This window comes from Thermithiobacillus tepidarius DSM 3134 (assembly GCF_000423825.1).
Taxonomy (GTDB): domain Bacteria; phylum Pseudomonadota; class Gammaproteobacteria; order Acidithiobacillales; family Thermithiobacillaceae; genus Thermithiobacillus; species Thermithiobacillus tepidarius.
Genome location: NZ_AUIS01000020.1, coordinates 21,815 through 46,164, shown reverse-complemented (window position 1 = coordinate 46,164; position 24,350 = coordinate 21,815). Strand labels below are relative to the sequence as shown.

The following is a 24,350-nucleotide window of genomic DNA, read 5'->3' as shown; positions in this document are numbered from 1 at the left end:
CTTGCCGGCCCACGGCGGATCGACCTGGCGGACGCTGCCATCGGGCAGCTTTACCCGGGGGACACGCACTTCCAGGAAGCACTCGTGCTGGAAGAAGTTCAGGTGCCGGTAACGCTTGGCGACGGTGTCGTGAACCGGATGCTGGCCCTCCACGCCAGCCAGCGCGAAGCGGCTGCCGGCGATGAAGTCCACCCGGATGGTGAGCGTCTTGGCCGCCAAATCGAAGTCCGCGCCCGTCACCTGCCACGGCGGAGAGACCCCCAAGGCAGCCTCAAACAGCTTGTCAGTCATACCCGATCCCGTACCTGCTCAGGTCCAGCTTACCCACTCGAAATTGAAAAGAGGCCGATTTTTCAGAGTGTAGCCTGACTCGCCCCCAACGCTCGGGTTGATCACGCCGCCAGTCGCAACCCGCCGCTATGCGGCGGCGCCACCTATTGCCGGAGAAAGCGATGAATGCGCATATCAGCAATGCCAAACTGTACGATGCAGAAATCCTGATCGACGAAAGCCATCCCCTGCCGCTTTTTGTCGGCTGTTCCTTCTACAACTGCCGCATCACCGTGCGCCCCGGCCAAAGCGCGGCGTGCTTCCGGGATTGCCTGTTCCACGGTTGCAGCTACGACGGCTTGGAGCGGGTCGCGGACAACTGCCTCTTTGACGACCAGTACGCCTTGGCGGTCTGATCCGGCACGCGCATCAGCCACCGGCAGCCGCCAGTTTCAGGCGGCCGGTTCCGGTGGTGAGGCAGCGGCCTGCCATCGGCTCAGTTCAGCGTGAAGTAGAAGGTGGCGCCCTGCTCCACTGCCCCTTCGGCCCAGATGCGGCCGCCGTGGCGGGCGATGATACGCTGGATGGTAACCAGACCGATGCCGGTGCCCTCGAATTCGCTGGCGCCGTGCAGGCGCTGGAAGGCGCCGAAGAGCTTGTCGGCGTAGCTCATGTCGAAACCGGCGCCGTCGTCGCGCACGAAATAGCTGCGCTTGCCGTCCAACTGCACGGTGCCGAACTCGATGCGCGCCCGCGCGTGCTTGCCGGTGAACTTCCAGGCATTGCCCAACAGGTTCTCCAGTACGATTTGCAGCAGACGCGCATCTCCCCGAGCCACCACATTCGGCGCAATGACGAATGCCACCGACCGCTCCGGCTGGCCAGCCTGCAGCGTTTCGGCGATCTGCTGGGCCAAAGTGCTCAGGTTCACCCATTCACGGTGCATCTCGCTGCGGGTGATGCGTGACAGGTTAAGCAGGTCATCGATCAGCTGGCCCATGCGCTCGCTGGCGCACAGCACCCGCTCCAAATGCCGCCTGCCCTCTTCGTTCAGGCAGGCGGCGTGGTCGTTCAGCAAAATCTGGGTAAAGCCGTTGATGGCGCGCAGCGGCGCGCGCAGGTCGTGGGACACCGAATAGCTGAAGGATTCCAGCTCACGGTTGGCGGCCAGCAGTTCGGCCGTGCGTTCCTCCACCCGCTGCTCCAGTTCCGCATTCAGGCGCCGGATCTCCTCTTCCGCCTCCTTGCGTGCGGTGATGTCCTGCACCGTGCCGACCATGCGCAACGCCCGGCCGTCGTCGGCGTAGCTGATTTCCGCTTCCTCGTGGACGAAGCGTTCCGCGCCATCGGGCAGGATGATCCGATGATCGATCCTGAACAGCCGGTGCTCGAACAGGGCCTGCTTGAGCGCCTCCGCCAGCGAGGACTGATCCTCCGGGTGCACCGTTGCCATGAAGCTTTCATAGCTTGGATGGAAATTTTGCGCCTGCCGGCCAAAGATGCGGTAAGTCTCCTCGGACCACACCAGTTCGCCGCTGACGATATCCCAGTCCCAGCTGCCCAGCTGGGCGATCTTCTGCGCCCTGTTCAGCCGCTCCTCGCTCTTGCGCAGCGCTCTTTCTATCCGCCTGTGCTCGGTCACGTCGATGATGGTGCCGATGTAGCCGGCAAGCTCGCCGCTCGCATCCCACTCCGCCACTGCCTGGCCTAGGACCCAGGTGACCACGCCATCGCGGCGCCGGAAGCGGTATTCGGCTTTGAACGGCAGGTTCAGCCTGGCGGCCCGCTGCCACTCCGCAGACACCCACTCGCGATCATCGGGATGCAGAGCTTGCGTCCAGCCCGCGCCAGCGGCCTCTTCCAGGGTAAGATCGGCGAGTTCGCGCCAGCACTCGTTCACATAACGGTAGTTGCCTTCCGCATCCGTGTGGAAAATGCCGACCGGCGCCATTTTCGTCAGGATCTGGTAGCGTTTTTCGCTTTCCCGCAGAGCCTCCACCGCCTCCTTGCAGGAGCTGGCGCCATGCCAGGTGCCCACGATTTCCAGCGGCTTGCCCGCGGCATCCCGCAGGAGCTTGCGCTCGTCCGTCACCCACACGTAATCGCCGTTTTTATGTTGAAAGCGGTATGCCTGCGTCAGGTGGTTCTGCTCGAAGAGCAGCAATTGATGCGCGGCCACCCGGGGCTGGTCCTCGGGATGGATGCGATCCAACCACCACCTGTGGCTGCCCAGCATCTCGTGGGTATCGTAGCCGGCAATGCGGGTGATGCTCTCGCTGACCCAGACGGGCGCCACCCTGTCCTCTTCCACCCGCAGCACGTAAACGGCTGACGGACTGCCAGGGGGCGGCGGCGCTGCACCGGCGGGACGGTCCCGCAGGAGGAGGGCGGATTCCTGATTATTCTTCATGTTCGGGCCTGAACCGGTCTGACGCCGATTTGGTGCTTGCTCTCGTGCCAGCCGGCAAACGGCTGTGCGCTTCCAGCGGGTTGTCACTGCTTATGAGTAAAGATAGACGATGATTCTGCAGGTGGGGAGGTCCAGCGGACACGGCGTAACCACGGGGATGTCCGCGCGGCAACGGCGTTCGCTGGAGCGCAGGCGCCGCGCTCCCCATTTGCCATCAGGCGCGGCGATGCGGGATGGCGACAGCGCCATCCCGACGCTCAGATTTCCGCATCCGGCCTCGGCTCAGACCTGGGCCAGGAGTGCGCGCTTTTCCGCTTCCATACGCTTGCCGATCTCCTCGGCCTGCGCCGCATCCAACACCTTGCGGGCCTTTTTGAACAGCTCCTTTTCCTCCTCCTCGATGTGGTGCGTCACGTTTTCCTTCAGCACGCTCAGCTTCGCGCCCCAGCGCTCGTCGTCCTTAGGCATGGCATCTAGTTCCGTCAGAAGCGCGGACGCCACATGGTGCTCCTCGACGCCTTCAAGGACGATCTCACGGGTCTCCTCGGCTTTCTTGAGCGCGTCATAGAAGGTTTTTTCTTCCGCTTCTGAATGTGCCGTCAGTTCCTGTTTGAGCTGGGCAAAGAGCTTTTCCCGGGTTTTCACTGCGCCGTCGCCGGTCTCGTCCAGCTTGTCCAGCAGTTCGGTCACTTTCTCGTGGTCCTGCTTCAGGAGTGCATAGATGTCCACAAGGCTCCTCCTCTTGAATTGGATGGTGGCAGACCGCGTGCAACACATGGCCGGTGCGGGCGTTCTCCCGCCGTCCTGACGTGCGCTGGCGCAACTGTGCAAACGGTCCTGGAATTATTGAGGCAGGATGATGCGCATCCAAACTAACATCCGCCGCAGCCCGCAGAAATCCGGCTTAGGCAGGAAAACCGCGTCACGCCCTGACCAGCGGCAAGTCTTCCCAGCGCGTGGTGTAGGCCGGCGAGCAGCGGGCCGCCGTCCCCTGCCAGCGTTGCCGGGTGCCTTCCGCGGCAAAGCGCAGGGCGCCGCTCCCCATGCGGCGGTTGATTTCGTCCATGGCGTGCATGAGCGCCTGGGATTTCGCCGTTTCCCGCTCCCCCGCAGCGAAGAGCGTGGCCTGCGCCCCCAAAGCCGGCACGAGGTCGAGCAGCATGATGCCGGCTTTCTGGTAACGATATCCCCGCCGATAGATTTGCCTGAGCCCCAACAGGGCGTGGCGGATCAGCAGACTGGTGTCCTGGGTCGGCATCGGCAGGAGCAGGGTGGCGGCATTCTGGTAGAAAGGCTCCCCTGTATTGAATGGACTGGTGCGCACGAAAACCTGGAGCGCCTGGGCGTTGTCGCCCTGGCTCCTGAGCTTTTCCGCGGCACGGCTGGCAAAGTGGCTGATCGCCTCGGCCAGATCGCGATAGCTCGTCACCCGCACGCCGAAGGAACGCGAGGTGATGATCTGCTGGCGCGGCGGTCGGATGTCGGTCAGCGCGAGACAGGACACCCCGCGCAGCTCCCAGATGATCCGCTCCATGACCAGGCCGAAGTGCCGCCGCATGGCCGCCGGATCGCTGTCGCGCAGTTGCCGGGCGGTGGCGATGCCGCGCGCCCGCAGCCGCTCGCCCGAGCGGGCGCCGATGCCCCAGATTTCCTCCACCGCCAGATGCGCCAGGGCCGCCTCCCGGGCCTGCGGATCGCACAGATCGCAAACGCCCTGCCGCAGCAGATCCCGCTTGGCCAAAGCATTGGCAGCTTTGGCCAGGGTCTTGCTGGGCGCGATGCCGACGGACACCGGAATGCCGGTCCATTGGCGCACGGTACGGCGGATGTGCCGGCCCAACTCGCTCAGCTCCTGAGCACCCAGACCCCGCAGATCCAGAAAGGCCTCGTCGATGGAGTAGACCTCCAGACGCGGCACCAGCCCGGCCAGCACCGCCATCACCCGCCGCGACATGTCGCCATAGAGGGCGTAGTTGGAGGAAAATACGGCCACGTCGTGCCGCTCGACGATCCGACGCACCTTGAAAAAGGGCGCACCCATGGAAATGCCCAGAGCCTTGGCTTCGTTGGAACGGGCGATGACGCAGCCATCGTTGTTGGACAAAACCACGATGGGCCGGCGCTCCAGGGCGGGATTGAAGACCCGCTCGCAGGAGGCGTAAAAATTGTTGCAGTCCACCAGCGCGAAGATACGGCCCATGACCGGGCCTCAGAGTGCGTGGATGACGCTGGTCACCACGCCCCAGATGAGGAAGTTCGCCTCCTCCCCCACCTCGATGGGCGAATAATCGGGATTCTCGGGCAGCAATCGGATGCGGCCGTCGCGCAGGTCCAGGCGCTTCACTGTCAGTTCGCCATTGAGCGCCGCCACCACGATCTTGCCGTCCCGCGCCTCCAAGGCACGATCCACCACCAGGATATCACCGGCATGAATGCCGGCCTGGATCATGGAATCGCCCTCCACCCGCACGAAGAAGGTCGCGGCCGGATGCTTGACCAGATAGGCATTGAGATCCAGCGTGGCATGCAGATGATCGTCCGCGGGCGACGGAAAGCCCGCGGCCACCCGGCTGCCGTAGAGGGGCAGCGGCTGCGGCGCCGTCGCGGCCGGCATCAAGATGTCCGGATGCGCCGGCAGGGCCTTCCCATCTCCCTGCCGGCGCGCCGCCAGCAGCGCCCTCACCTGCGGGACCAGACTGAGCGGCACCCGCAGCGCCTCGGTCGCCTCCCCATACGGCCCCGATCCCCGCGGCCGCCCCGCCCCCGCCCGCACGCCACCCCGCCTGCCCTTGCCCGCCATGTCGTCCTCCTGATCTTCGTATTGTTTCTGTACGATAATCAAAACAGAGGCGGCCACGCAAGAGCTGCGCGAAAAGCCAACACGCACGCCGCTCCCCGCATGACCTCGCCTGCGAAGCGGCCTGGTTGCAAAAGAAAAGGGCCTAGCCGCTGAGGCTAGGCCCTACTCTGATTTCATTTGGCTCCCCGGGACGGGCTCGAACCGCCGACCTAGTGATTAACAGTCACCCGCTCTACCGACTGAGCTACCGGGGAATTGGTCGGGGTATTCTATGGGGAACCATCCCTGAGGTCAAGGCGGAGGCGGTGCCTTCCGGCTTTTACTTCAAGCCCCGGCTGCCCGGCTTGACCGGGGTACTGCCGGCCGCGCACAGGGGGCACTGGTCGGGGGACCAGGTTTGCACGCTGAGGCGGATCAGCGGGTGGAACGGGATGGCGCCGAAATCCGCGCTGCCGCCGCTGCGATCGACCAGAGAGGCGACAGCGATGACCTGACCGCCGGCGGCTTCGAGGGCGCGGATGCATTCCTTGGTGGAGCCGCCGGTCGTGATGACGTCCTCGACCACCAGGATCTTCTCGCCCGGTTGCAGGGTGAAGCCGCGCCGCAGGGTCATCTGGCCGTCCTGGCGCTCGGTGAAGAGGCTGCGCACGCCGAGGGCGCGGGCGGTTTCGTAGGACACCAGCACGGCGCCCATGGCGGGCCCGACCACCACGCCGATCTGTTCGCGCAGCGCCGACGGCAGGTTGTCGGCCAACGCCTGGCACAGGGTGGCGGCGTGCTGCGGATGTTGCAGCAGCAGCGCGGATTGCAGGTAGCGGTCGCTATGCAGGCCCGAGGAGAGCAGGAAATGGCCTTCGAGCAGGGCGTTGTTGCTGCGGTACAGATCCAGGTAGTGGTTATTGTCTTCCATGCAAAACTTCCTCTGTGACTGACGGGCCGCGCCTAGCCGCCCAGGTACGGCCGGATTTCCGCCAGGATGGCCTCCAGGGCCCGCTGCGGATCCGCTGCCTGGGTGATGGGGCGGCCGATGACCAGATGATTGGCGCCCTGCCGCAGCGCATCAGCCGGAGTGCTGATGCGCTGCTGGTCGTCGCGCGCCGCGTGACTGGGGCGCACGCCGGGGGTGACCAGTTGAAATTGGGCCGGCAGCGCCTGACGCAGGCTGGGAACCTCCAGCGGCGAGGCCACCACACCGTCCAGTCCCGCGGCATGGGCCAGCCGGGCCAGGCGCAGCACCTGCGCTTCCGGGCTGTCGCCGATGCCGATCGCCCGCAGGTTGGCGGTATCCATGCTGGTCAGCACGGTAACGGCGATGAGCAGCGGAGGCTTGGCGCATTTGTCCAGAGCCGCGCGGGCGGCATCGAGCATGGCCGGTCCGCCGCTGGCGTGCACATTGACCATCCACACGCCCAAGCGGGCGGCGGCCAGGCAGGCCTGCGCCGTGGTGTTGGGGATGTCGTGGAACTTGAGATCAAGGAAGATGGAAAAGCCCAGCTGGTGCAGGGCATCGACCACGCTTGGACCCGACGCGGTAAAGAGCTCCTTGCCCACCTTGAGCCGGCAGAGCGCAGGATCGATCCCCTGGGCAAAGCGCAGGGCCTGCTGCTGATCGGGGAAGTCGAGGGCAACGATGACAGGGCTAAGCATGATTATTGTTTTCCTGAACGGCTTCCATGGTATCCCAGCGCCGGCAGCCGGGGCACTTCCAGTAGTGGGCTTGGCTGTGGAAGCCGCAGACGGTGCAGTGAAAGCGTGAAGGCTCGGCGGGCAACCGTGCCACGGCGTCCGCCAGGGTACGGCAGGCTTCCGGGTCCAGGCCCTGCGCCCGGGTCGCGATTTCCACAAAGGCCTGCAGGCCCTGCAACTGGGGTCGGCGCGCCAGCACGTGGCGCAGATAGTCCAGTGCGACCGCGCCCCCCTCCTCCGCCGCCAAGTGCCTGGCCACCTGCGCCACCAGGTGCGGCGCCCGCAGGGTGCCGGCCAGATGATACAAGGCTTTGGTCTTCAACTCCTGCTGGCCGGCGCGCTCGGCGCACTGGAAGAATTCATCCAGGATCAGGGCAAAGTGCATGGGGCTGCGTTCCAGGAGCGCCTCCCACATGGCCAACGCCTGATCGCACCGGCCGGCGGCCATGGCCAGCTTGCCCGCCAGCAGCGTGCCGCGCGGGGAATCTGGATCCATGGCATAAGCCTCGGCCAGATGCTGGCTGGCCGCCTTGAGATCGCCGCCGCTCAACGCCGCTTCCGCCAGTTCGCAGTAGAGCAGCGCCACCACGGCCTGCTCCTGCGCATCCCCAAGGGCGGCCAGGCGCTTGCGGATCTCGATGGCGGCCGGCCAGTCCTGCTCCAGCTCGTAGATGTCCGCCAGGGCGTGCAATGCCGCTCGGTCATGTGCATGCTGATTGACGATTTCCCGGAATACCGATTCGGCGCGATCCAGAATCCCCGCTTTCAGGTAGTCCCGCCCCAGCTCGAACAAGGCCTGGTATTTGACATCGGGCGGGAGATCCTGCTTGTCGAGCAGGCTCTTGTGCACACGGATGGCCCGCTCGAATTCACCGCGATGGCGGAACAGCCGCCCAAGGGCGAGGTGCGTCTCCGCGTTGCGGGGATGACTGGCCAGCATGGCATCGAAAGCTTCGATCGCCTCATCGGGCTGCTCGCTGAGCAGATAATTGATGCCCTGCACGTAGATGTCGGACAGAGCGTTGCCTGCGGGTCTGGTCCGAGGTGTCAGATGGCCGGCCCAATAGCGGCCCAGCAAGAAGCTGGCCAGACTCGCCGCCAAGAGGAGCAACCAATCGAACAGGCCCACGCTGACCCCGTATGAACAAGTTTGGAAAAAGAAAGAGACCCACTTCCGGCGGCCGCGGCGCCGCTAGGCAACGCCCATGCACCACGTCAGCGGCAGAGTGCCACGCCCGTCGACGCGGCCAGGATCAATTGCCCTGCTGGGCCTTGCCGTCGACCTGCTCCCGCAGTTCCTTGCCGGCCTTGAAGTGGGGCACGCATTTCGCGCCGACCAGCACGGTCTCGCCCGTCTTCGGGTTGCGCCCCTGTTTCGGGGGACGGGTATGCACGCAAAAGCTGCCGAAACCGCGGATCTCGATGCGATCGCCGCAGCTGAGCGCTTGTACCATGTGGTTCAGAATCAGCTTAACCGCGAGTTCAACGTCTTTCTGGCTGAGATGACTTTGACTTTGTGCGATTTTCTCTATCAATTCGGATTTAGTCATAACCCCTGCTAAACACTTGCTTGTCGAGAGGCCGGCCTAGAAGAAGTAGGCGCGCGGGCTGTTCGCCGCAGCCACCAAGCCCATGAACAACTGTTCCTGCGCTTCGCCGAACACCTTGAACAGACGGGTTTGGGTACTGTCCATCTCTTTCACTTCCGCATCCTTGGGCAGGCGCGCCTGGCTGCGCAGCCACTGGACGGCATCCTCCTCGTCGCCGATGGCGTCCACCAAGCCCAGGCGTTGCGCTTCACGGCCGGTGAAGACGCGGCCATCCGCCAGCTCCGACACTTTCTCCACGGGCAAGCGGCGCCCCTGCGAAACCAATTGCACGAATTGGCTGCGCAAATCCATGATCAAGGCCTGGAAATACTCCCGGTCCGCCGGCGACATTTCACGGAAGGGCGAGCCGGCATCCTTGAACTGGCCGGACTTGATGACCTGCGGCGTCACGCCGAGCTTGTCCAGCAGGCCGGTCACGCTGGCCGATTGCATGATGACGCCGATGGAGCCGGTCAACGTGGAGTCGTAAGCGTAGATGCGATCGGCGGCGCAAGCCACCATGTAGCCGCCCGATGCCGCCAGCGACTGCATGGAGACGGCCACGGGCCGGTCGGCGCTGATGCGCTTGACGGCATTGTAGATGGATTCGGACGGCACCACCGCGCCGCCAGGCGAGTCCACCACCACCAGGAGCCCCTTGGCCGCTTTGTCCTCTTCCACCACTTTCAACTGGTCCAGGACATCGTCCGCGTTCAGGATGGGACCGCTGACCCTGACCTTGGCGATGTAGGGGGCAAAGCCCATGCTGTCCGAGGACATCGCCTGCCAAAGCCCCATCAGCCCCGAAAACAGCAGGAACGCCAGCACACCGAGTACGCTGATCCTGAACCAACTGCGGCGCTTTGACACGGAAGTCCCCATTAGCGTGTGAGATTGTAGCTAGGCCAAAATTCTGGAGTGCAGCACAAGACAACCCCCCTCAGCGCACAAGCTGAGGGGGGTTGCGGACAACTTACTTCTCTTCCTGCTTGCGCTTCATCTGCTCCTTCAGCAGTTCACCCAAGCTGGTGGTACCGGCAGCGGCGCCACTGCGGCTGTACTGCGCCATGGCGTCCTTCTCCTCCTGGGCGCTCAGCGCCTTGATGGACAAGGTGATGTGGCGACTCTTGCGATCGATATTGGTGATCATCGCCTCGACCTGATCGCCGGCCTTGAACAGGTTGCGGGCATCTTCGACTCGCTCGCGGGCCATTTCCCGGGCCGCCAGGTAGCCTTCCACCCCTTCATCCAGCTTGACTTCGGCACCCTTGGCGTCAACGGAGACCACTTCGCCCTTGACCACGCTGCCCTTGTCGTTGATGCTCACGAACTGCGCGAAGGGATCGCCCTCCAGCTGCTTGATGCCCAGGCTGATGCGCTCGCGCTCGGGATCCACCGCCAGCAGCACGGCTTCCACGGTGTCACCCTTCTTGTAGTCGCGCACCGCCTCCTCGCCGGGCTTGTCCCAGGACAGGTCGGACAGATGGATCAGGCCGTCGATGCCGCCTTCCAGGCCGATGAAGACGCCGAAATCGGTGATGCTCTTGATCTGGCCGCTGACGCGATCGCCCTTCTGATGGTTGGCGGCGAACTCTTCCCACGGATTGGGCAGGCACTGCTTCATGCCCAGGGAGATGCGGCGGCGTTCCTGATCGATGTCCAGCACCATGACCTCGACTTCCTGGCCGACGTGCACCAGCTTGCTGGGATGCACGTTCTTGTTGGTCCAGTCGATCTCGGAAACATGCACCAGCCCCTCCACGCCGTCTTCGATCTCGACGAAGGCGCCGTAGTCGGTGATGTTGGTGACCTTGCCGAACAGGCGGGTGCCTTCCGGATAGCGGCGCGCCAGATCCTTCCAGGGATCGTCGGCCAACTGCTTCAAGCCCAGGGAGATGCGGCCGCGCTCCTTGTCGAACTTCAGCACCTTCACGCGGATCTCGTCGCCGACGTTGACCACCTCGGTGGGGTGCTTGACGCGCTTCCAGGCCATGTCGGTGATGTGCAGCAGGCCGTCGATGCCGCCCAGGTCGATGAAGGCGCCGTAGTCGGTCAGGTTCTTCACGGTGCCCATGACGATGGCGCCTTCCTCGATGTTGGCCATCAGCGCGCTGCGCTCGGCGCTGACCTCCTTCTCGACGATGGCGCGGCGGGACACGACCACGTTGTTGCGCTTGCGGTCCAGCTTGATGACCTTGAACTCCAGGTCCTTGCCCTCCAGGTGGGTCGTGTCGCGCAGGGGGCGCACGTCCACCAGGGAGCCGGGCAGGAAGGCGCGGATGCCGTCGATGGCGACGGTGAAGCCGCCCTTGACCTTGCCGCTGATGACGCCCTTGATGACCGCATCCGCCTCGAAGGCTTTCTCCAGCTCGACCCAGGCCTTGGCGCGGCGGGCCTTCTCGCGGGACAGGCGGGTTTCGCCGGTGCCGTCTTCCACGCTCTCCAGGCAGACCTCGACCTGATCACCCACCTTGACTTCGATCTCGCCCTCGGCGTTGCGGAACTGTTCGGTGGGGATCGCGCCCTCGGACTTCAACCCCGTGTCGACGATCACCACATCGTTGTCGACGTGAACCACCTCGCCGATGATCAACTCACCGGGCTTCAGGGCCTTGGTCGTTTCGCTCTGCTCGAAAAGCTCGGCGAAGCTGGGTTCGTGCGGGGTTGCAGTTTGTACGTTGGTCATGTGAGTAAAACCTCATGGTTAAAATTTGCTCCCGGGCGCAGCCGGAAACAGCTGTGGGGGACTTGTCGGGTCCCCGGCTAAAATGAAGCAAAAATGGCCGCTTCCACCAAGGAACGCAGTTCGTCAAAGCTTTTTTCAACACTTTGACCGCTCGTATCCAGGACTTTGGCGTCAGCAGCCGGTTTCAGAGGGGCAACGGCGCGCGTGCGATCACGGTTATCACGCGCTTCGATGTCCCGGCTAATCTCGTGAAGGTTAACACTTACGCCATGCTCTCTCAACTGTTTTTGGCGCCGGCGGGCCCGTTCCTCCACGCTGGCGGTAAGAAAGATTTTCAGCGTGGCGTCGGGAAAAACGACGGTACCCATGTCGCGGCCGTCCGCCACCAGGCCGGGCGGCTGCCGAAAGCGGCGCTGGCGCTCCAGCAAGGCGGCGCGCACCTGCGGCAGGACCGCGATGCGCGAGGCGAAGGCCCCTACCTCGTCGGCACGGATGGCGTTGGTGACGCGTTCCCCGTCCACGAAGATCTCGGCGCTGGCGTCGCTCCCTTCCTCGAAGCGGATCGCCAGCGCATCGGCCAAGCGGGCCAGGCCGGCCTCGTCCTGGTCCGCCACCCCGCGCCGCTGGGCGGCGAGGGCCAGGATGCGATAGAGCGCGCCGCTGTCCAGGAAATGCCAACCCAGATGCTGCGCCAGTTTCCGGCTCAGGGTACCCTTGCCCACCCCGCTCGGGCCGTCGATGGTGATGACGGGCACCGCCCGCCCGCTGCTCGGCATCGATCCGCTCAACGTCCTTCCTCCACGCTCAGGGACAGGCCGGCCGACCGGGCCAGCTCGGCGTAGCCCGGGAAGGAGGTGGCCACATGGCGGCAATCGTGGATGCGCACCGGCTCCCGGGCCACCAAGCCGGCCATGCTGAAGGCCATGGCGATGCGGTGGTCGGTGTGGCTCTCCACCTCGCCGCCGCCGATCGGACCGCCGCGGATGACCATGCCGTCCGCGGTGGGCCGGGCATCCACGCCCAAGCGTTGCAGGCCGTCGGCCATGACCGCGATGCGATCGCTCTCCTTGACCCGCAGCTCCTCGGCGCCGGTCAGCACGGTTTCGCCCTCGGCGCAGGCGGCGGCGACGAAAATGGCGGGGAACTCGTCGATGGCCAGCGGCACCAGCTTCTCGGGAATGCGGATGCCGGTCAGCCTGGAGCTGCGCACGTGGATGTCGGCCACCGGCTCGCCGCCGACCTCGCGCAGGTTCAGCAGATCGATGCGCCCGCCCATGCGGGTCAGGATCTCGATGATGCCGGTGCGCGTGGGATTGACCCCCACGTGTTCCAGCACCAGGTCCGAATCCGGGCAGATCAGCGCGCCGACCATGAAGAAAGCGGCGGAGGAAATGTCGGCGGGCACCTGGATCGTGGTGCCGTGCAGCCGCCCGCCGCCGCGCAGGCAGACCGTCTGTCCCTCGCGGCGAATGGGATAGCCGAAGCCGTGCAGCATGCGCTCGGTGTGGTCACGGGTCGGCGCCGGCTCGGTCACGCAGGTCTCGCCGTCCGCGAACAAGCCTGCCAGCAGCACGGCGGATTTCACCTGTGCGCTGGCCACCGGCAACGCATAGTGAATGCCTCGCAGCTGAGCGTTGCCGTGCACCTGCAGGGGCGGCCGGCCGTTTTCGGCGGCCTCGATGCGGCTGCCCATTTCGCTCAGCGGGGTGATCACCCGGTTCATCGGGCGCCGGCGCAGGCTCGCGTCGCCGGTCAGGGTCGTGCTGAAGGGCTGCCCGGACAGGATGCCGGCCAGCAGGCGCATGGAAGTGCCGGAGTTGCCGCAATCGATGGCCTCCGCCGGCGCCCGCAGCCCGCGCAGCCCCACGCCGTGGATGAGCAGTTGTCCATCCGCCGGCCCTTCGGCCCGCATGCCCATGGCACGGAAGGCGCCGAGCGTGGCCAGGACGTCCTCGCCTTCGAGCAGACCGGTGACCCGGGTCTCCCCCTCGGCGAGGGCGCCGAACATCACCGCCCGGTGGGAAATGGACTTGTCCCCCGGCACCCGGATGCGCCCACGCAGGGGCCCGCCGCCGTGCACCAGGTAATCGATCTTTCTATCCGTCATGCTTGCTTCCAGTCTTGCTGCAGGAGTGAGTGGCGAGAACCGCATCCCGCGCGCGCTTGGCGCGGGCAAAGCCGGCCGCCAGGGCGGCCTGGTCGCCCTGGCGCAACTGCTCCGCGAATCGCTCCAGGGTCTGTTGATAAATCTGCACGGCTTGCAGCAGGGCCTCGCGATTCTGCAGGGCGATGTCCGCCCAGAGCGCCGGGTCGCTGCTGGCAATCCGGGAGAAATCCCGGAAGCCGCCGCCGGTCAGGCGGGAGAGCTCCTTGCTGCGTGGATGCGCGGCGAACTGCTCCATGAGCGCGAAGGCCAGCAGGTGCGGCAGATGGCTGGTCACGGCCAGCGCCTCGTCGTGCACCGCCGGCGGCATTTCCAGCACCTCGCAGCCGGCCGCTGCCCACAGGGCGCGCACCAGATCGAGCGCCCGCGGATCGGAGGTGGCGGTGGGCGTGATGACGCAGCGGCTATGCCGGAACAGGCCGGCCTCGGCGGCAGCGACGCCATGACGCTCCTTGCCGGCAATGGGATGGGCGCCGATGAAGCGCCCGCCGAACTGCGCTTCGCCCGCCGCCACCACCGCCGCCTTGACGCTGCCGACGTCGGTGACGACCGCCTGCCCGGCGCAGGTCGGGGCGATCTGCGCCATCAATGCCGGCATGGCGCCCGGCGGCACGCCCAGCACCACCAGATCCGCCCCCGCCACCGCCTCAGCCGGGGTCGCGGCGGCCTCGTCCACCACGCCCAAGGCCAGCGCCCGTTCGCTTTCCGCCGTCCGGCGGCTGTAGCCGGCGATGCGCCCGCTGTAGCCGGCGCGGCGCAGTGCAAGCGCCAGGGAGCCGCCGATGAGGCCGACGCCCAGGACGGCGATGCGCTCCACGCCGGCCAGCACGTGCTCTTCCAGTGGCATGGCCGCGCCGATGACCCTTTAGAGGTCCCGGCCCAGGATCTGGGCAATGGCGCGCAGATCCTTCATCAAGGTCTTCAGCTGCTCGGGATTCAGGGCCTGATCGGCGTCGCACCAAGCCTCGGACGGGCAGGGATGGGTCTCGATGAGCAGGCCGTCGGCGCCCACCGCCACCGCCGCGCGGCTCAGCGCCGGCACCAGCCAAGCCTTGCCGCCGGCATGGCTGGGGTCGATGATCACCGGCAGGTGCGTCTCCTTCTTCAGCACCGGAATGGCGGTCACGTCCAGCACGTTGCGGTAGTAGGTTTCGAAGGTGCGGATGCCGCGCTCGGCGAAGATGATCTTCTGGTTGCCCTGGGCGGCGATGTACTCGGCCGCCATCAGCCAGTCCTTGATGGTGGCGGACATGCCGCGCTTGAGGATGATGGGCACGTCGAGCCGGCCCACCTCCTTCAAGAGGTCGAAATTCTGCATGTTGCGCGTGCCGATCTGAATGACGTCCACGCCCTTTTCCAGGAAGAGATCGATCTTGCGCACGTCCATGAGCTCGGTGACGATGGGCAGATTGTACTTGCTGGCGGCGTTCTTGAAGTAGTCGAGGCCGATGTCGCCCAGGCCCTGGAAGGTGTAGGGACTGGTGCGCGGCTTGAAGGCGCCGCCGCGCATCAGCCGGCAGCCGGCCTCGTGCACCGCCTTGGCGGACAGGTCCATCTGTTCCTGGGATTCCACCGAGCAGGGCCCGGAGATGATCTGCACCGCATTGCCGCCGAGCGGCACGCCGCTGACATCGATGACCGTGTCGGTGGCCTTGAACTCGCGGCTGACCAGCTTGTAGGGCTTGAGGATCGGCAACACCTGCTCCACCGCGGCCATGGACTCGAAGGCCCCTTCCGCCAGCTTGCGCTCGTCGCCGATGGCGCCGACCACCACCCGCTCGGCGCCGCGGCTCACGGTGGGCGTCAGCCCCAGGGATTCGATGCGGTCCAGCACCTGCTGGATCTCGGCCTCGCTGGCCTGCTGCTTCAGTACAATAATCATGGGGTCGATCCTTGCTTTCAAAGCGATGTTTAATTGTTCAAAGCCGCTTCCAAGGCCTGCAGAAAGCGCGCGTTTTCCTCGGGCCGGCCGATGGTGACCCGCAGGAACTCGGGCATGCCGTAGCCGGCCACCGGACGCACGATCACGCCCTGGCGCAGCAGGGCCTCGTAGACCGGCGCCGCATCGCGGCCCACGTGGACGGCGAGGAAATTGCCCACCGACGGCAGGGCGTGCAGGCCGAGCGCCTCGATGCCGGCGACGAGCTGGGCCATGCCGCTCGCGTTGAGCGCACGGCTGCGCCGCAGGTGCTCGTGATCGGCCAGCGCCGCCTCGGCGGCGGCCATGGCTGCGCTGTTGACGTTGAAGGGCTGGCGCACGCGCTCCAGCAGGCTGATCAGCTTCGGGTGGCCGACGCCGTAGCCCACGCGCAGGCCGGCCAAGCCGTAGATCTTGGAAAAAGTGCGGGTGACCAGCAGGTTGTCGAAGCGCTCCAGCCAGGCGATGCCATCGGGGTAATCAGGCGCGTCGACGAACTCGAAGTAAGCCTCGTCCAGCACCACCAGCACATGGGACGGCATGCTGGTGATGAACGCCTCCAGCGCCTCACGAGCCAGATAGGTGCCGGTGGGATTGTTGGGGTTGGCGACGAAGACCAGGCGGGTATTCTCGTTGACCAGGCCGGCCATGGCATCGAGATCATGGCCGTAATCCCGCGCCGGCGCCACCCGCGCCGTCGCTCCCACCGCCTGGGTGACGATGGGATAGACGGCAAAGGCGTGCTCGGAAAACACCACCTCGTCGGCCGGAGTGACGAAGGTACGGGTCACCAGTTCCAGGATTTCGTTGGAACCGTTGCCGAGCACCACTTGCTCCGGCTGCACGCCCAGATGCCGACCCAGGGCAGCCTTGAGGGCGAAGCCGGCGCCATCCGGATAGAGCGCGAGCTTGGCGGACGCCTTGATCACCGCCTCCAGCGCCAGCGGACTCGGTCCCAGCGGATTCTCGTTGGAGGCCAGTTTGATGGCGTTGCGCACGCCGTACTCGCGCTCCAGGGTCTCGATGGGCTTGCCCGGCTCGTAGGGCTTCAGGCCTGCCACGCCGGGCGCGGTGAGGGAAAGAAACGGATTGACGACCGAATTGACCATTTAAATGACCGCTTTGGGATAGGTGCCTAACAACTTGTAAAACGTGGCTTTTTCCTGCAATTCGGCAAGCGCCGCCGCCACCGCCGGGTCCTTGGCATGACCTTCCAGGTCCAGGAAGAACACGTATTGCCAAAGTCCCCTCCGGGCCGGGCGGGATTCGATGCGCGTCATGCTGATGCCGGCCGCCGCCAGGGGGCGGAGCAATTCGTGGAGGCTGCCGGGCCGGTTGTGGCTGGAAAGCACCAGCGAGGTCTTGTCCCGGCCGGTGGGTTGGACGTCGAGATCGCCGATGACCAGAAAGCGGGTGGTGTTCTCGGCATCATCCTCGATGCCCGCCGCCAGGATCCGCAGGCCATAGAGCTCCGCCGCCGCCGCCGTGGAAATGGCGCCGCCCGCCGCGTCCTCACGGGCACGCAGGGCCGCCTCGGCATTGCTGGCCACCTCCACCAACTGCACCCGCGGCGCGTGCTCCGCCAGCCAGTGGCGGCACTGGGCACGAGTCTGATAATGCACGTAAATGCGCTGCATGTCGGCCAGCGGCACGCCGGCCGACACCAGGTTGTGCACCACGCGCAGCTGCACCTCGCCGCAGACCTTGAGCGGATAATCCAGCAGATGATCCAGCGTGAGATTCACCGAGCCTTCCGTGGAGTTTTCCACCGGCACCACGCCGAAGTCCGCTTGCCCAGCCTGCACGGTGCGGAATACTTCCGGGATGCTGGAAACCGGGGTGAGGCGGGCGCCCTGACCGAAGTGCTTGGTGGCGGCCATCTGGGTGAAGGTGCCCGCCGGTCCCAGGTAAGCCACGGTCAACGGTCGCTCCAGCGCCAAACACGCGGACATGAGCTCGCGGAACAGCCAAGCCACGGTCTCGCTGTCCAGAGGACCCGGATTGCGCGCCATGACCCGCTGCAGGACCTCCGCTTCCCGCTCGGGCCGCCAAAAGGTGCCGTTTTCGCCGGCGGCCTGCTTCACCTGGGCCACTTCCATGGCCAGCGTGGCGCGGCGGTTCAGCAGTTCCAAGAGCTGATCGTCGAGCTGGTCGATTTGCCGGCGCAGCGCCGCCAGCCCTTTCGCTTCTTCCTTGTTTGCCATAGCCTTGCAGCGGAAGGCGCGAAGCGCGCCTCCAAGGACACCCCCATCCCGGGCCTCGCCGGCAGCGCCGGCCGAGGCAGAAAAACAAACGCGCCCCCGCACCTGGAGGGCGCCAAGCATCTGTTCAAAGCCGCGTAGTTTACAGCGTCAACATGCGCGCTTCCAGCACATTCGGCAGGCCGCGCAGTTTTTCGAGCAGGGGCGGATCCAGCGGCGTGTCCACGGCCAGGAACGAGGCCGCCCTGCCGCCGGGCCGCTCGCGGCCCAGATGGAAGCTGGCGATGTTGATGTTGTGCGCGGCCAGGAAGGTACCCAACTGGCCGATGAGGCCGGGCTGGTCCACGTTGGCCACGTAGAGCATCCGGCCGGACAACCCCATTTCCAGATCCATGTCGTTGATGGACACCAGACGCGGCTGGTGGCCGTGCACCAGGGTGCCGGCCACTTCCAGGGGGCCGCGGTCCATGACCAGCTGCACCCGCACCCGCGAGCGCAGCTCGTCCGCCAGTTCGCGGGTGCTCTGTTCCACCTCGATGCCGCGCTCGCGCGCCAGAAAGGGCGCGTTGACCATGTTGATGGTCTCCGGCAGGACGTTTTGCAGGATGCCCTTGAGAACGGCGGTAGTGATCGGCTTGGTGTTGAGGCCGGAAACCTCGCCCGCGTACTCGATGGCCACACGCTTGAGGCCCGAATCCGCCAGCTGGCCCAGCACCATGCCCAGGCGCTCGCCGAGATTGATGTAGGGCTGCAGCACCGGCAGGTCGGCCTCCGCCACCGCCGGGATGTTGACGGCGTTTTGCACCACCCCGCGCAGCAGGAAGGCGCTGATCTGCTCGGCCACCTGGATGGCGACGTTGACCTGGGCCTCCACCGTCGAGGCCCCCAGGTGCGGCGTGCAGATGAAGTTGTCCAGGGTCAGCAGCTTGTGCTCGCCCACCGGCTCCTTGGCGAAGACGTCCAGCGCGGCGGCCCGCAGCTTGCCGGACTTCAAGGCCTCGTAAAGATCGTCCTCGTTGACGATGCCGCCGCGAGCGGCATTGATGACGATGGCGCCGTCTTTCATCTTGGCGATATTGGCGGCATTGATGAGATTGCGGGTGGCGTCGGTGAGCGGCGTGTGAATGGTGATGAAATCGGCGCGCGCGAAGAGCGCGTCGAGATCCACCAGCTCCACCCCGAGGTCGTCGGCGCGCGCCTTGGAGATGTAGGGATCGTAGGCGATCACGTGCATCTTGAGGCCGTGGGCGCGCTCGATCACCAAGGAACCGATGTTGCCGGTGCCGATCACGCCCAGGGTCTTCTGGTAGAGCTCCACACCCTCAAAGCGGGTCTTCTCCCACTTGCCCGCCTTCATGCTGGCGGTGGCCTGGGGCACCATGCGCGCCGCCGCCATCATCAGGGCGATGGCATGCTCGGCGGTGGTGACCGTGTTGCCATAGGGCGTGTTCATGACGATCACACCGCGCTTGCTGGCGGTGGCGATGTCCACATTGTCCACGCCGATGCCGGCGCGACCCACCACCTTCAGCCGCCCGGCGGCTTCCAGGATCTCCGCCGTCACCTGGGTGGCGGAGCGGATCACCAGGCCGTCGTAGTCGCCGATGACGGCCTTGAGCTGCTCCGGCGCCAAGCCGGTCTTGACGTCCACCTCGACCCCCTGCTCCCGGAAGATCTGCTCGGCGCGGGGGGACATCTTGTCACTGATGAGCACCTTGGGCATGGGCCTCCCCTTTCTTGCATGAATGAAAAAGGCTGTGTTTTCCCTGCTTACCGCTCACTGCTCAGGCTTTGCCGCCAGTCATCCGTGGCGGGCGGCAAAATCCTGCATGAATGCCACCAGGGCATCGACGCCGGCTTCGGGCATGGCGTTGTAGATGGAGGCGCGCATGCCGCCCACGGAGCGATGGCCCTTGAGCTGCACCAGTCCATGCGCCTTGGCCTCCTTGAGGAAAGCCTCGTCCAGCTCGGGCCGCGCCAGGGTGAAGGGCACGTTCATGCGCGAGCGGTTGGCCGGCGCCACCGGCGACTGATAGAAGTCGTTGGATTCGATCAGGCCGTAGAGCTTCTGCGCCTTGCGGATGTTGATCCGTTCCATCTCCGCCAGCCCGCCTTTGGCCTTCAGCCACTTGAACACCAGGCCCGCCACGTAGATGGCGAAGGTGGGGGGCGTGTTGTACATGGATTCGTTGTCGGCCTGGATCTTGTAGTCCAGCATGGTGGGCGTGCCGGATGGCGCATGGCCGAGCAGGTCCTCGCGCACGATCACCACGGTCAGTCCAGCCGGCCCGATGTTCTTCTGGGCGCCGGCGTAGATGACTCCGTAGCGGCTCACGTCGACGGGCTTCGAAAGGATATGCGAGGAGGCGTCCGCCACCAGGGGCACGTCGCCGGTATCCGGCGTGAAGTCGTACTCCACGCCGCCGATGGTCTCGTTGGTGGTGACGTGCACGTAAGCCGCCTCGGGATCCAGGCGCCACTCGGACTGCGGCGGCACGTAGCTGAAGTTGCGGTCCTCGGCGCTGGCGGCCACGTTGACCTGGCAGAACTTCTTGGCCTCGCCGATGGCCTTCTTGGACCATTGGCCGGTGTTCACGTAATCGGCCTTGCCGCGGCCGCGCAGCAGGTTCATGGGCACCATGGCGAACTGCAGGCTGGCGCCGCCCTGCAGGAAGAGCACCTTGTAGTTGCCGGGAATCTGCATGAGCTCGCGCAGATCCGCCTCGGCCTCGGCGGCGATCTGCATGAACTCCTTGCCGCGATGGCTCATCTCCATCACCGACATGCCGGCGCCGTGCCAGTCGACCAGCTCTTGCTGCACCTGCTGCAGCACTTCCACGGGCAGGGCCGCGGGCCCGGCGCTGAAGTTGTAAACACGCGTCATCGTTCAATCCTTTTCAGATTGCTGGATAAGGGAATTACTGGGTCGCGTCGCCGTCGGCGCAGGGCACGTCCTCGCCATCCTCCTCCTCTTCCTCGGCCACGCGCGCCATGCCGACCAACTGCTCGCCATCGCCGAACTTGATCAGGCGCACCCCCTGGGTGTTGCGGCTGATCTGCGGGATGCCCTTGACCGCCGTGCGCACCAGCGTGCCGCTGTTGGTGATCAGCATGACCTCGTCGCTGGCCTGGACCATGAGCGCGCCCACCACCATGCCGTTGCGCTTGGTGGTCTGGATGGCGATGACCCCCTGGCCGCCGCGGCTCTGGGCACGGTACTCGGATTCGGGCGTGCGCTTGCCGTAGCCATGCTCCGTGGCGGTCAGCACGTCGCAGTCGGCTTCGACCGGCAGGCCGGCGATGACCTTGTCGCCCTTGGCCAGCTTCACCGCCCGCACCCCGCGCGCGGTGCGGCCCATGGGCCGCACCTCTTCCTCGCTGAAGCGGATGGCCTTGCCCTGGGTGGTGAAGACCAGCATCTCGCGGGTGCCGTCCAGCAGGCAGGCGCTGATCAGGCGATCGCCCTCGTCCAGCGACAGGGCGATGATGCCGCTGCTGCGCGGCCGGGAGTAGTCCATCAGCGGGGTCTTCTTGATGACGCCCTGCTCGGTGACCATGCACACGTACTCGCCCTCGGCGAACTGCTTGATCGGCAGCACCGCGGTGATGACCTCGCCGTGACCCAGGGGCAGCAGATTGACGATGGGCTTGCCCTTGGCCGTGCGGCCCGCCTGCGGCAACTGGTAGACCTTCTGCCAATAGACCTTGCCGAAGTTGGAGAAGAACAGGAGCTGCGAATGGCTGGAGGCGCAGAACATGCGCTCGACGAAGTCCTCGTCGCGCATGGCGGTCGCCGCCTTGCCCTTGCCGCCGCGCTTCTGGGCCGTGTACAGGGCGGAGGGCTGGGCCTTGATGTAGCCGGCATGGGTGAAGGTGACCACCATCTCCTCGTCGGGGATGAGGTCCTCCATGCTGATGTCCGCCGCCGCGTCCACGATCTCCGTGCGCCGCTCGTCGCCATACTGGCTGTTGACCGCCGCCAGTTCCTTGCGCACCACCTTCATCAGGCGCTTGTCGCTGGCCAGGATCTCGGTGAATTCCTTGATCTGCGCCAGGATTTCCTTGTATTCGGCGATGATCTTGTCCTGCTCCAGGCCGGTCAGGCGATGCAGGCGCAGGTCCAGGATGGCCTGGGCCTGGGCTTCGGACAGGTGATAGCCGTCCGCCCGCAGGCCGCTCTCGCCTTCCTCCAGGCCGCTGTCGGCGCTGGCCCGCGCCAGCATGTCCGCCACGATGCCCGGCGCCCACACGCGCGCAATCATGGCCTGCTTGGCCTCGGCCGGGCTGGCCGATTCCTTGATCAGGGCGATCAGGGGATCGATGTTGGCCAGCGCCACCGCCAGTCCTTCCAAGATGTGCGCCCGCTCGCGGGCCTTGCGCAGCTCGAAGAGGGTGCGGCGGGTGACGACCTCGCGCCGGTGCTGGATGAAGGCGGCGAGCAGCTCGCGCAGATTCAGGGTGCGCGGCTGGCCGTCCAGCAGGGCCACCATGTTGATGCCGAACACCGTCTGCATCTGGGTGTAGAGGTACAGATTGTTCAGCACCACCTCGGCCAGGGCATCGCGCTTGAGCTCGATTACCATGCGCATGCCGGACTTGTCCGATTCGTCGCGCAGGTCGGAGATGCCGTCGATCTTCTTCTCCTTGACGAGATCGGCGATCTTCTCCAGCAGGCGCGCCTTGTTCACCTGGTAGGGCAGCTCGGTGACGATGATGGACTGCCGCCCGCTCTTCTTGTCCGTTTCCACCTCGGTGCGCGCGCGGATCACCACGCGGCCACGGCCGGTGCGGTAGGCCTCGCGGATCCCGGCGCGGCCGTTGATGATCCCGGCGGTGGGGAAGTCGGGGCCGGGCACGATTTCCAGCAGCCGCTCCATCTCGAGCTCGGGATCATCGATCAGCGCCAGGCAGGCGTTGATGATCTCGGTGAGATTGTGCGGCGGGATGTTGGTGGCCATGCCGACGGCGATGCCCGCCGAGCCGTTGACCAGGAGGTTGGGAATCCGGGTCGGGAGCACCAGCGGCTCCTCCTCGGACTCGTCGTAGTTGGGGCCGAAGTCGACGGTGTCCTTGTCGATGTCGGCCAGGAGCTCGTGGGCGATGCGCGCCATGCGCACCTCGGTGTAACGCATGGCCGCCGGGTTGTCGCCGTCCACGGAGCCGAAGTTGCCTTGGCCGTCGATCAGGGGATAGCGCAGCGAAAAGGTCTGCGCCATGCGCACGATGGTGTCGTAGACGGCCGTGTCGCCGTGCGGGTGATACTTACCGATCACGTCGCCGACCACGCGCGCCGACTTCTTGTAGGGCTTGTTCCAGTCGTTGCCCATCTCGTGCATGGCATAGAGCACGCGCCGGTGCACGGGCTTCAGGCCATCGCGGGCATCCGGCAGGGCGCGCCCGACGATGACGCTCATGGCGTAGTCCAGGTAGGACTGCCGCATTTCCTCTTCAAGGCTGACCGGGATAGTTTCTTTGGCGAAATCCGTCATCTGCGAGTTATTTCCTGTTGCTGGCCCAAGGTTTGGGGCAAAAAAGAATTATACCGACTTTTGGGTCTTTTTTCATTAACGGGGGCGCAGACGGCTCATCCGCTCGCTGTTGGGCGCCTCCACGATGCCCGCCTCGGTGATGATGGCGGTGATGAGCTCGGCCGGGGTGACGTCGAAGGCCGGATTCTCCACCTGCGTGGCCGCCGGCGCCACCGCCCGCCCCTTGATGTGGGTGATCTCCTCGGCGGCACGCTCCTCGATGCGGATGTCCCGGCCGCTGGGCGTGTCGAAATCGATGGTGGAGGTCGGCGCCGCCACCAGAAACGGGATCTTGTGGTGATGCGCCAGCACCGCCAGGCCGTAGGTGCCGATCTTGTTGGCCGTGTCGCCGTTGGCGGCGATGCGGTCGGCGCCGACGATCACCGCCTGCACCTTGCCGGCCGCCATCAGGCTGGCGGCGGCGCTGTCCACCACCAGTTTCACCGGGATGCCGTCCTGCTGCAATTCCCAGGCGGTCAGGCGCGCACCCTGCAGCCAGGGGCGGGTCTCGTCGGCGTAGACCCGGATCTGCTTGCCCTCCTCCACCGCGGCGCGAATGACACCCAGGGCAGTGCCGTAGCCGCCGGTAGCCAGGCTGCCGGTATTGCAGTGGGTGAGCACGCCGCAGTCGTCGGGCAGGAAGACCGTACCCAGGGCGCCCATGTGGCGATTGGCGGACACGTCCTCGGCCTGGATGCGCTCCGCCTCGGCCAGCAGGGCGGCGAAAGGCGTCTGCCCCGGCTCCAGCTGGTCCAGCACGCGCAACTGGCGGGCCACCGCCCAGGCCAGATTGACCGCCGTGGGCCGGGCGGCGTTGAGGGTGGCCGCCGCCGCCTCCAGGCAACGGCGCCAGTCCGGCTGTCCGTCGCACTCGCGGGCCGCCAGGGCCATGGCGTAGGCCGCGGCGATGCCGATGGCCGGCGCGCCGCGCACCACCATGTCGCGGATGGCCTGGGCCGCCGACCGGTGGTCGCCGATCGGCAGATACACCACCTCGTCCGGCAACAGGCGTTGATCCAGTAGATAAAGGCCGTCGTCCCGCCACTGCACGGCGCGGACCGTATCGAATCGGGTCATGGCAAGCTCGCAGGGATAAAA

General features: G+C 65.8%; 21 protein-coding genes, 1 tRNA gene and 1 pseudogene. 1 reads left to right on the top strand and 22 read right to left on the bottom strand.

The annotated features are described in order from the left end of the window. Positions 1–291 (bottom strand): annotated as a pseudogene (locus G579_RS0110180) (ISL3 family transposase); the annotation flags it as partial. Positions 292–452: 161 nt separating this feature from the next. Here G579_RS0110180 and G579_RS0110175 point away from each other — a divergent pair. Beyond that, a complete protein-coding gene (locus tag G579_RS0110175; protein WP_028990096.1) occupies positions 453–686 on the top strand; it encodes a hypothetical protein in 234 nt (77 codons plus the stop codon). Positions 687–766: 80 nt separating this feature from the next. On the opposite strand, the gene G579_RS17000 is transcribed toward G579_RS0110175, so the two are convergent. From G579_RS17000 to mtnA, 21 genes are all read right to left on the bottom strand, one after another. Then, positions 767–2,680, bottom strand: coding sequence for a PAS domain-containing sensor histidine kinase (locus tag G579_RS17000; protein WP_081662720.1), 1,914 nt, complete (start codon positions 2,678–2,680; stop codon positions 767–769). A gap of 282 nt (positions 2,681–2,962) precedes the next feature. Then, complete coding sequence (locus G579_RS0110165; RefSeq protein WP_051181385.1) at positions 2,963–3,409, bottom strand: hemerythrin domain-containing protein; 447 nt, start codon at positions 3,407–3,409, stop codon at positions 2,963–2,965. 193 nt (positions 3,410–3,602) lie between these two features. Further along, positions 3,603–4,880 carry a Y-family DNA polymerase gene (locus G579_RS0110160; protein WP_028990094.1) on the bottom strand — a complete coding sequence of 426 codons (1,278 nt, stop codon included), beginning with the start codon at positions 4,878–4,880 and terminating at the stop codon, positions 3,603–3,605. A gap of 9 nt (positions 4,881–4,889) precedes the next feature. Continuing rightward, positions 4,890–5,480, bottom strand: coding sequence for a LexA family protein (locus G579_RS0110155; protein WP_028990093.1), 591 nt, complete (start codon positions 5,478–5,480; stop codon positions 4,890–4,892). A gap of 178 nt (positions 5,481–5,658) precedes the next feature. After that, positions 5,659–5,734, bottom strand: a tRNA-Asn gene (locus G579_RS0110150). A gap of 65 nt (positions 5,735–5,799) precedes the next feature. Further along, positions 5,800–6,390: an orotate phosphoribosyltransferase gene (gene pyrE, locus G579_RS0110145; RefSeq protein ID WP_038019364.1), complete on the bottom strand. Its 591-nt coding sequence runs from the start codon at positions 6,388–6,390 to the stop codon at positions 5,800–5,802. A 32-nt stretch (positions 6,391–6,422) separates the two neighbouring features. Further along, a complete protein-coding gene (gene pyrF, locus G579_RS0110140; protein ID WP_028990091.1) occupies positions 6,423–7,127 on the bottom strand; it encodes an orotidine-5'-phosphate decarboxylase in 705 nt (234 codons plus the stop codon). Beyond that, the gene (locus G579_RS0110135) at positions 7,120–8,295 is read right to left on the bottom strand and encodes a tetratricopeptide repeat protein (protein WP_028990090.1); all 1,176 of its coding nucleotides are present in this window, start codon (positions 8,293–8,295) and stop codon (positions 7,120–7,122) included. The genes pyrF and G579_RS0110135 overlap by 8 nt, the downstream gene beginning before the upstream one ends. A 124-nt stretch (positions 8,296–8,419) precedes the next feature. After that, the gene (locus G579_RS0110130; protein ID WP_028990089.1) at positions 8,420–8,716 is read right to left on the bottom strand and encodes an integration host factor subunit beta; all 297 of its coding nucleotides are present in this window, start codon (positions 8,714–8,716) and stop codon (positions 8,420–8,422) included. A gap of 36 nt (positions 8,717–8,752) precedes the next feature. Continuing rightward, entirely contained in the window at positions 8,753–9,625 is an 873-nt protein-coding gene (sppA, locus tag G579_RS16995; protein ID WP_162142993.1) for a signal peptide peptidase SppA, read from the bottom strand. Between the two features lie 103 nt (positions 9,626–9,728). Next, complete coding sequence (rpsA, locus tag G579_RS0110120) at positions 9,729–11,441, bottom strand: 30S ribosomal protein S1 (protein WP_028990088.1); 1,713 nt, start codon at positions 11,439–11,441, stop codon at positions 9,729–9,731. 77 nt (positions 11,442–11,518) lie between these two features. After that, positions 11,519–12,229 carry a (d)CMP kinase gene (cmk, locus tag G579_RS0110115; protein ID WP_330700682.1) on the bottom strand — a complete coding sequence of 237 codons (711 nt, stop codon included), beginning with the start codon at positions 12,227–12,229 and terminating at the stop codon, positions 11,519–11,521. After that, positions 12,226–13,548, bottom strand: a complete 1,323-nt coding sequence (gene aroA, locus G579_RS0110110; RefSeq protein ID WP_038019361.1) for a 3-phosphoshikimate 1-carboxyvinyltransferase — start codon at positions 13,546–13,548, stop codon at positions 12,226–12,228. The genes cmk and aroA overlap by 4 nt, the downstream gene beginning before the upstream one ends. Further along, complete coding sequence (locus G579_RS16990; protein ID WP_051181381.1) at positions 13,538–14,452, bottom strand: prephenate dehydrogenase; 915 nt, start codon at positions 14,450–14,452, stop codon at positions 13,538–13,540. Before G579_RS16990 ends, aroA begins: the two co-directional genes overlap by 11 nt. A gap of 18 nt (positions 14,453–14,470) precedes the next feature. Beyond that, complete coding sequence (gene aroF / locus G579_RS0110100) at positions 14,471–15,487, bottom strand: 3-deoxy-7-phosphoheptulonate synthase (RefSeq protein WP_028990085.1); 1,017 nt, start codon at positions 15,485–15,487, stop codon at positions 14,471–14,473. A gap of 29 nt (positions 15,488–15,516) precedes the next feature. Then, positions 15,517–16,632 carry a histidinol-phosphate transaminase gene (gene hisC / locus G579_RS0110095; protein ID WP_028990084.1) on the bottom strand — a complete coding sequence of 372 codons (1,116 nt, stop codon included), beginning with the start codon at positions 16,630–16,632 and terminating at the stop codon, positions 15,517–15,519. Continuing rightward, a complete protein-coding gene (gene pheA / locus G579_RS0110090) occupies positions 16,633–17,727 on the bottom strand; it encodes a prephenate dehydratase (RefSeq protein ID WP_028990083.1) in 1,095 nt (364 codons plus the stop codon). It lies immediately after the preceding gene. A gap of 139 nt (positions 17,728–17,866) precedes the next feature. Beyond that, on the bottom strand, positions 17,867–19,447 hold the full coding sequence (gene serA / locus G579_RS0110085; protein WP_028990082.1) for a phosphoglycerate dehydrogenase: 1,581 nt from the start codon (positions 19,445–19,447) through the stop codon (positions 17,867–17,869). A gap of 78 nt (positions 19,448–19,525) precedes the next feature. Further along, entirely contained in the window at positions 19,526–20,608 is a 1,083-nt protein-coding gene (gene serC / locus G579_RS0110080; RefSeq protein WP_028990081.1) for a 3-phosphoserine/phosphohydroxythreonine transaminase, read from the bottom strand. Positions 20,609–20,642: 34 nt separating this feature from the next. After that, entirely contained in the window at positions 20,643–23,213 is a 2,571-nt protein-coding gene (gene gyrA, locus G579_RS0110075) for a DNA gyrase subunit A (protein ID WP_028990080.1), read from the bottom strand. A 75-nt stretch (positions 23,214–23,288) separates the two neighbouring features. After that, positions 23,289–24,329 carry an S-methyl-5-thioribose-1-phosphate isomerase gene (gene mtnA / locus G579_RS0110070; protein ID WP_028990079.1) on the bottom strand — a complete coding sequence of 347 codons (1,041 nt, stop codon included), beginning with the start codon at positions 24,327–24,329 and terminating at the stop codon, positions 23,289–23,291. Between the last annotated feature and the right edge of the window lie 21 nt (positions 24,330–24,350).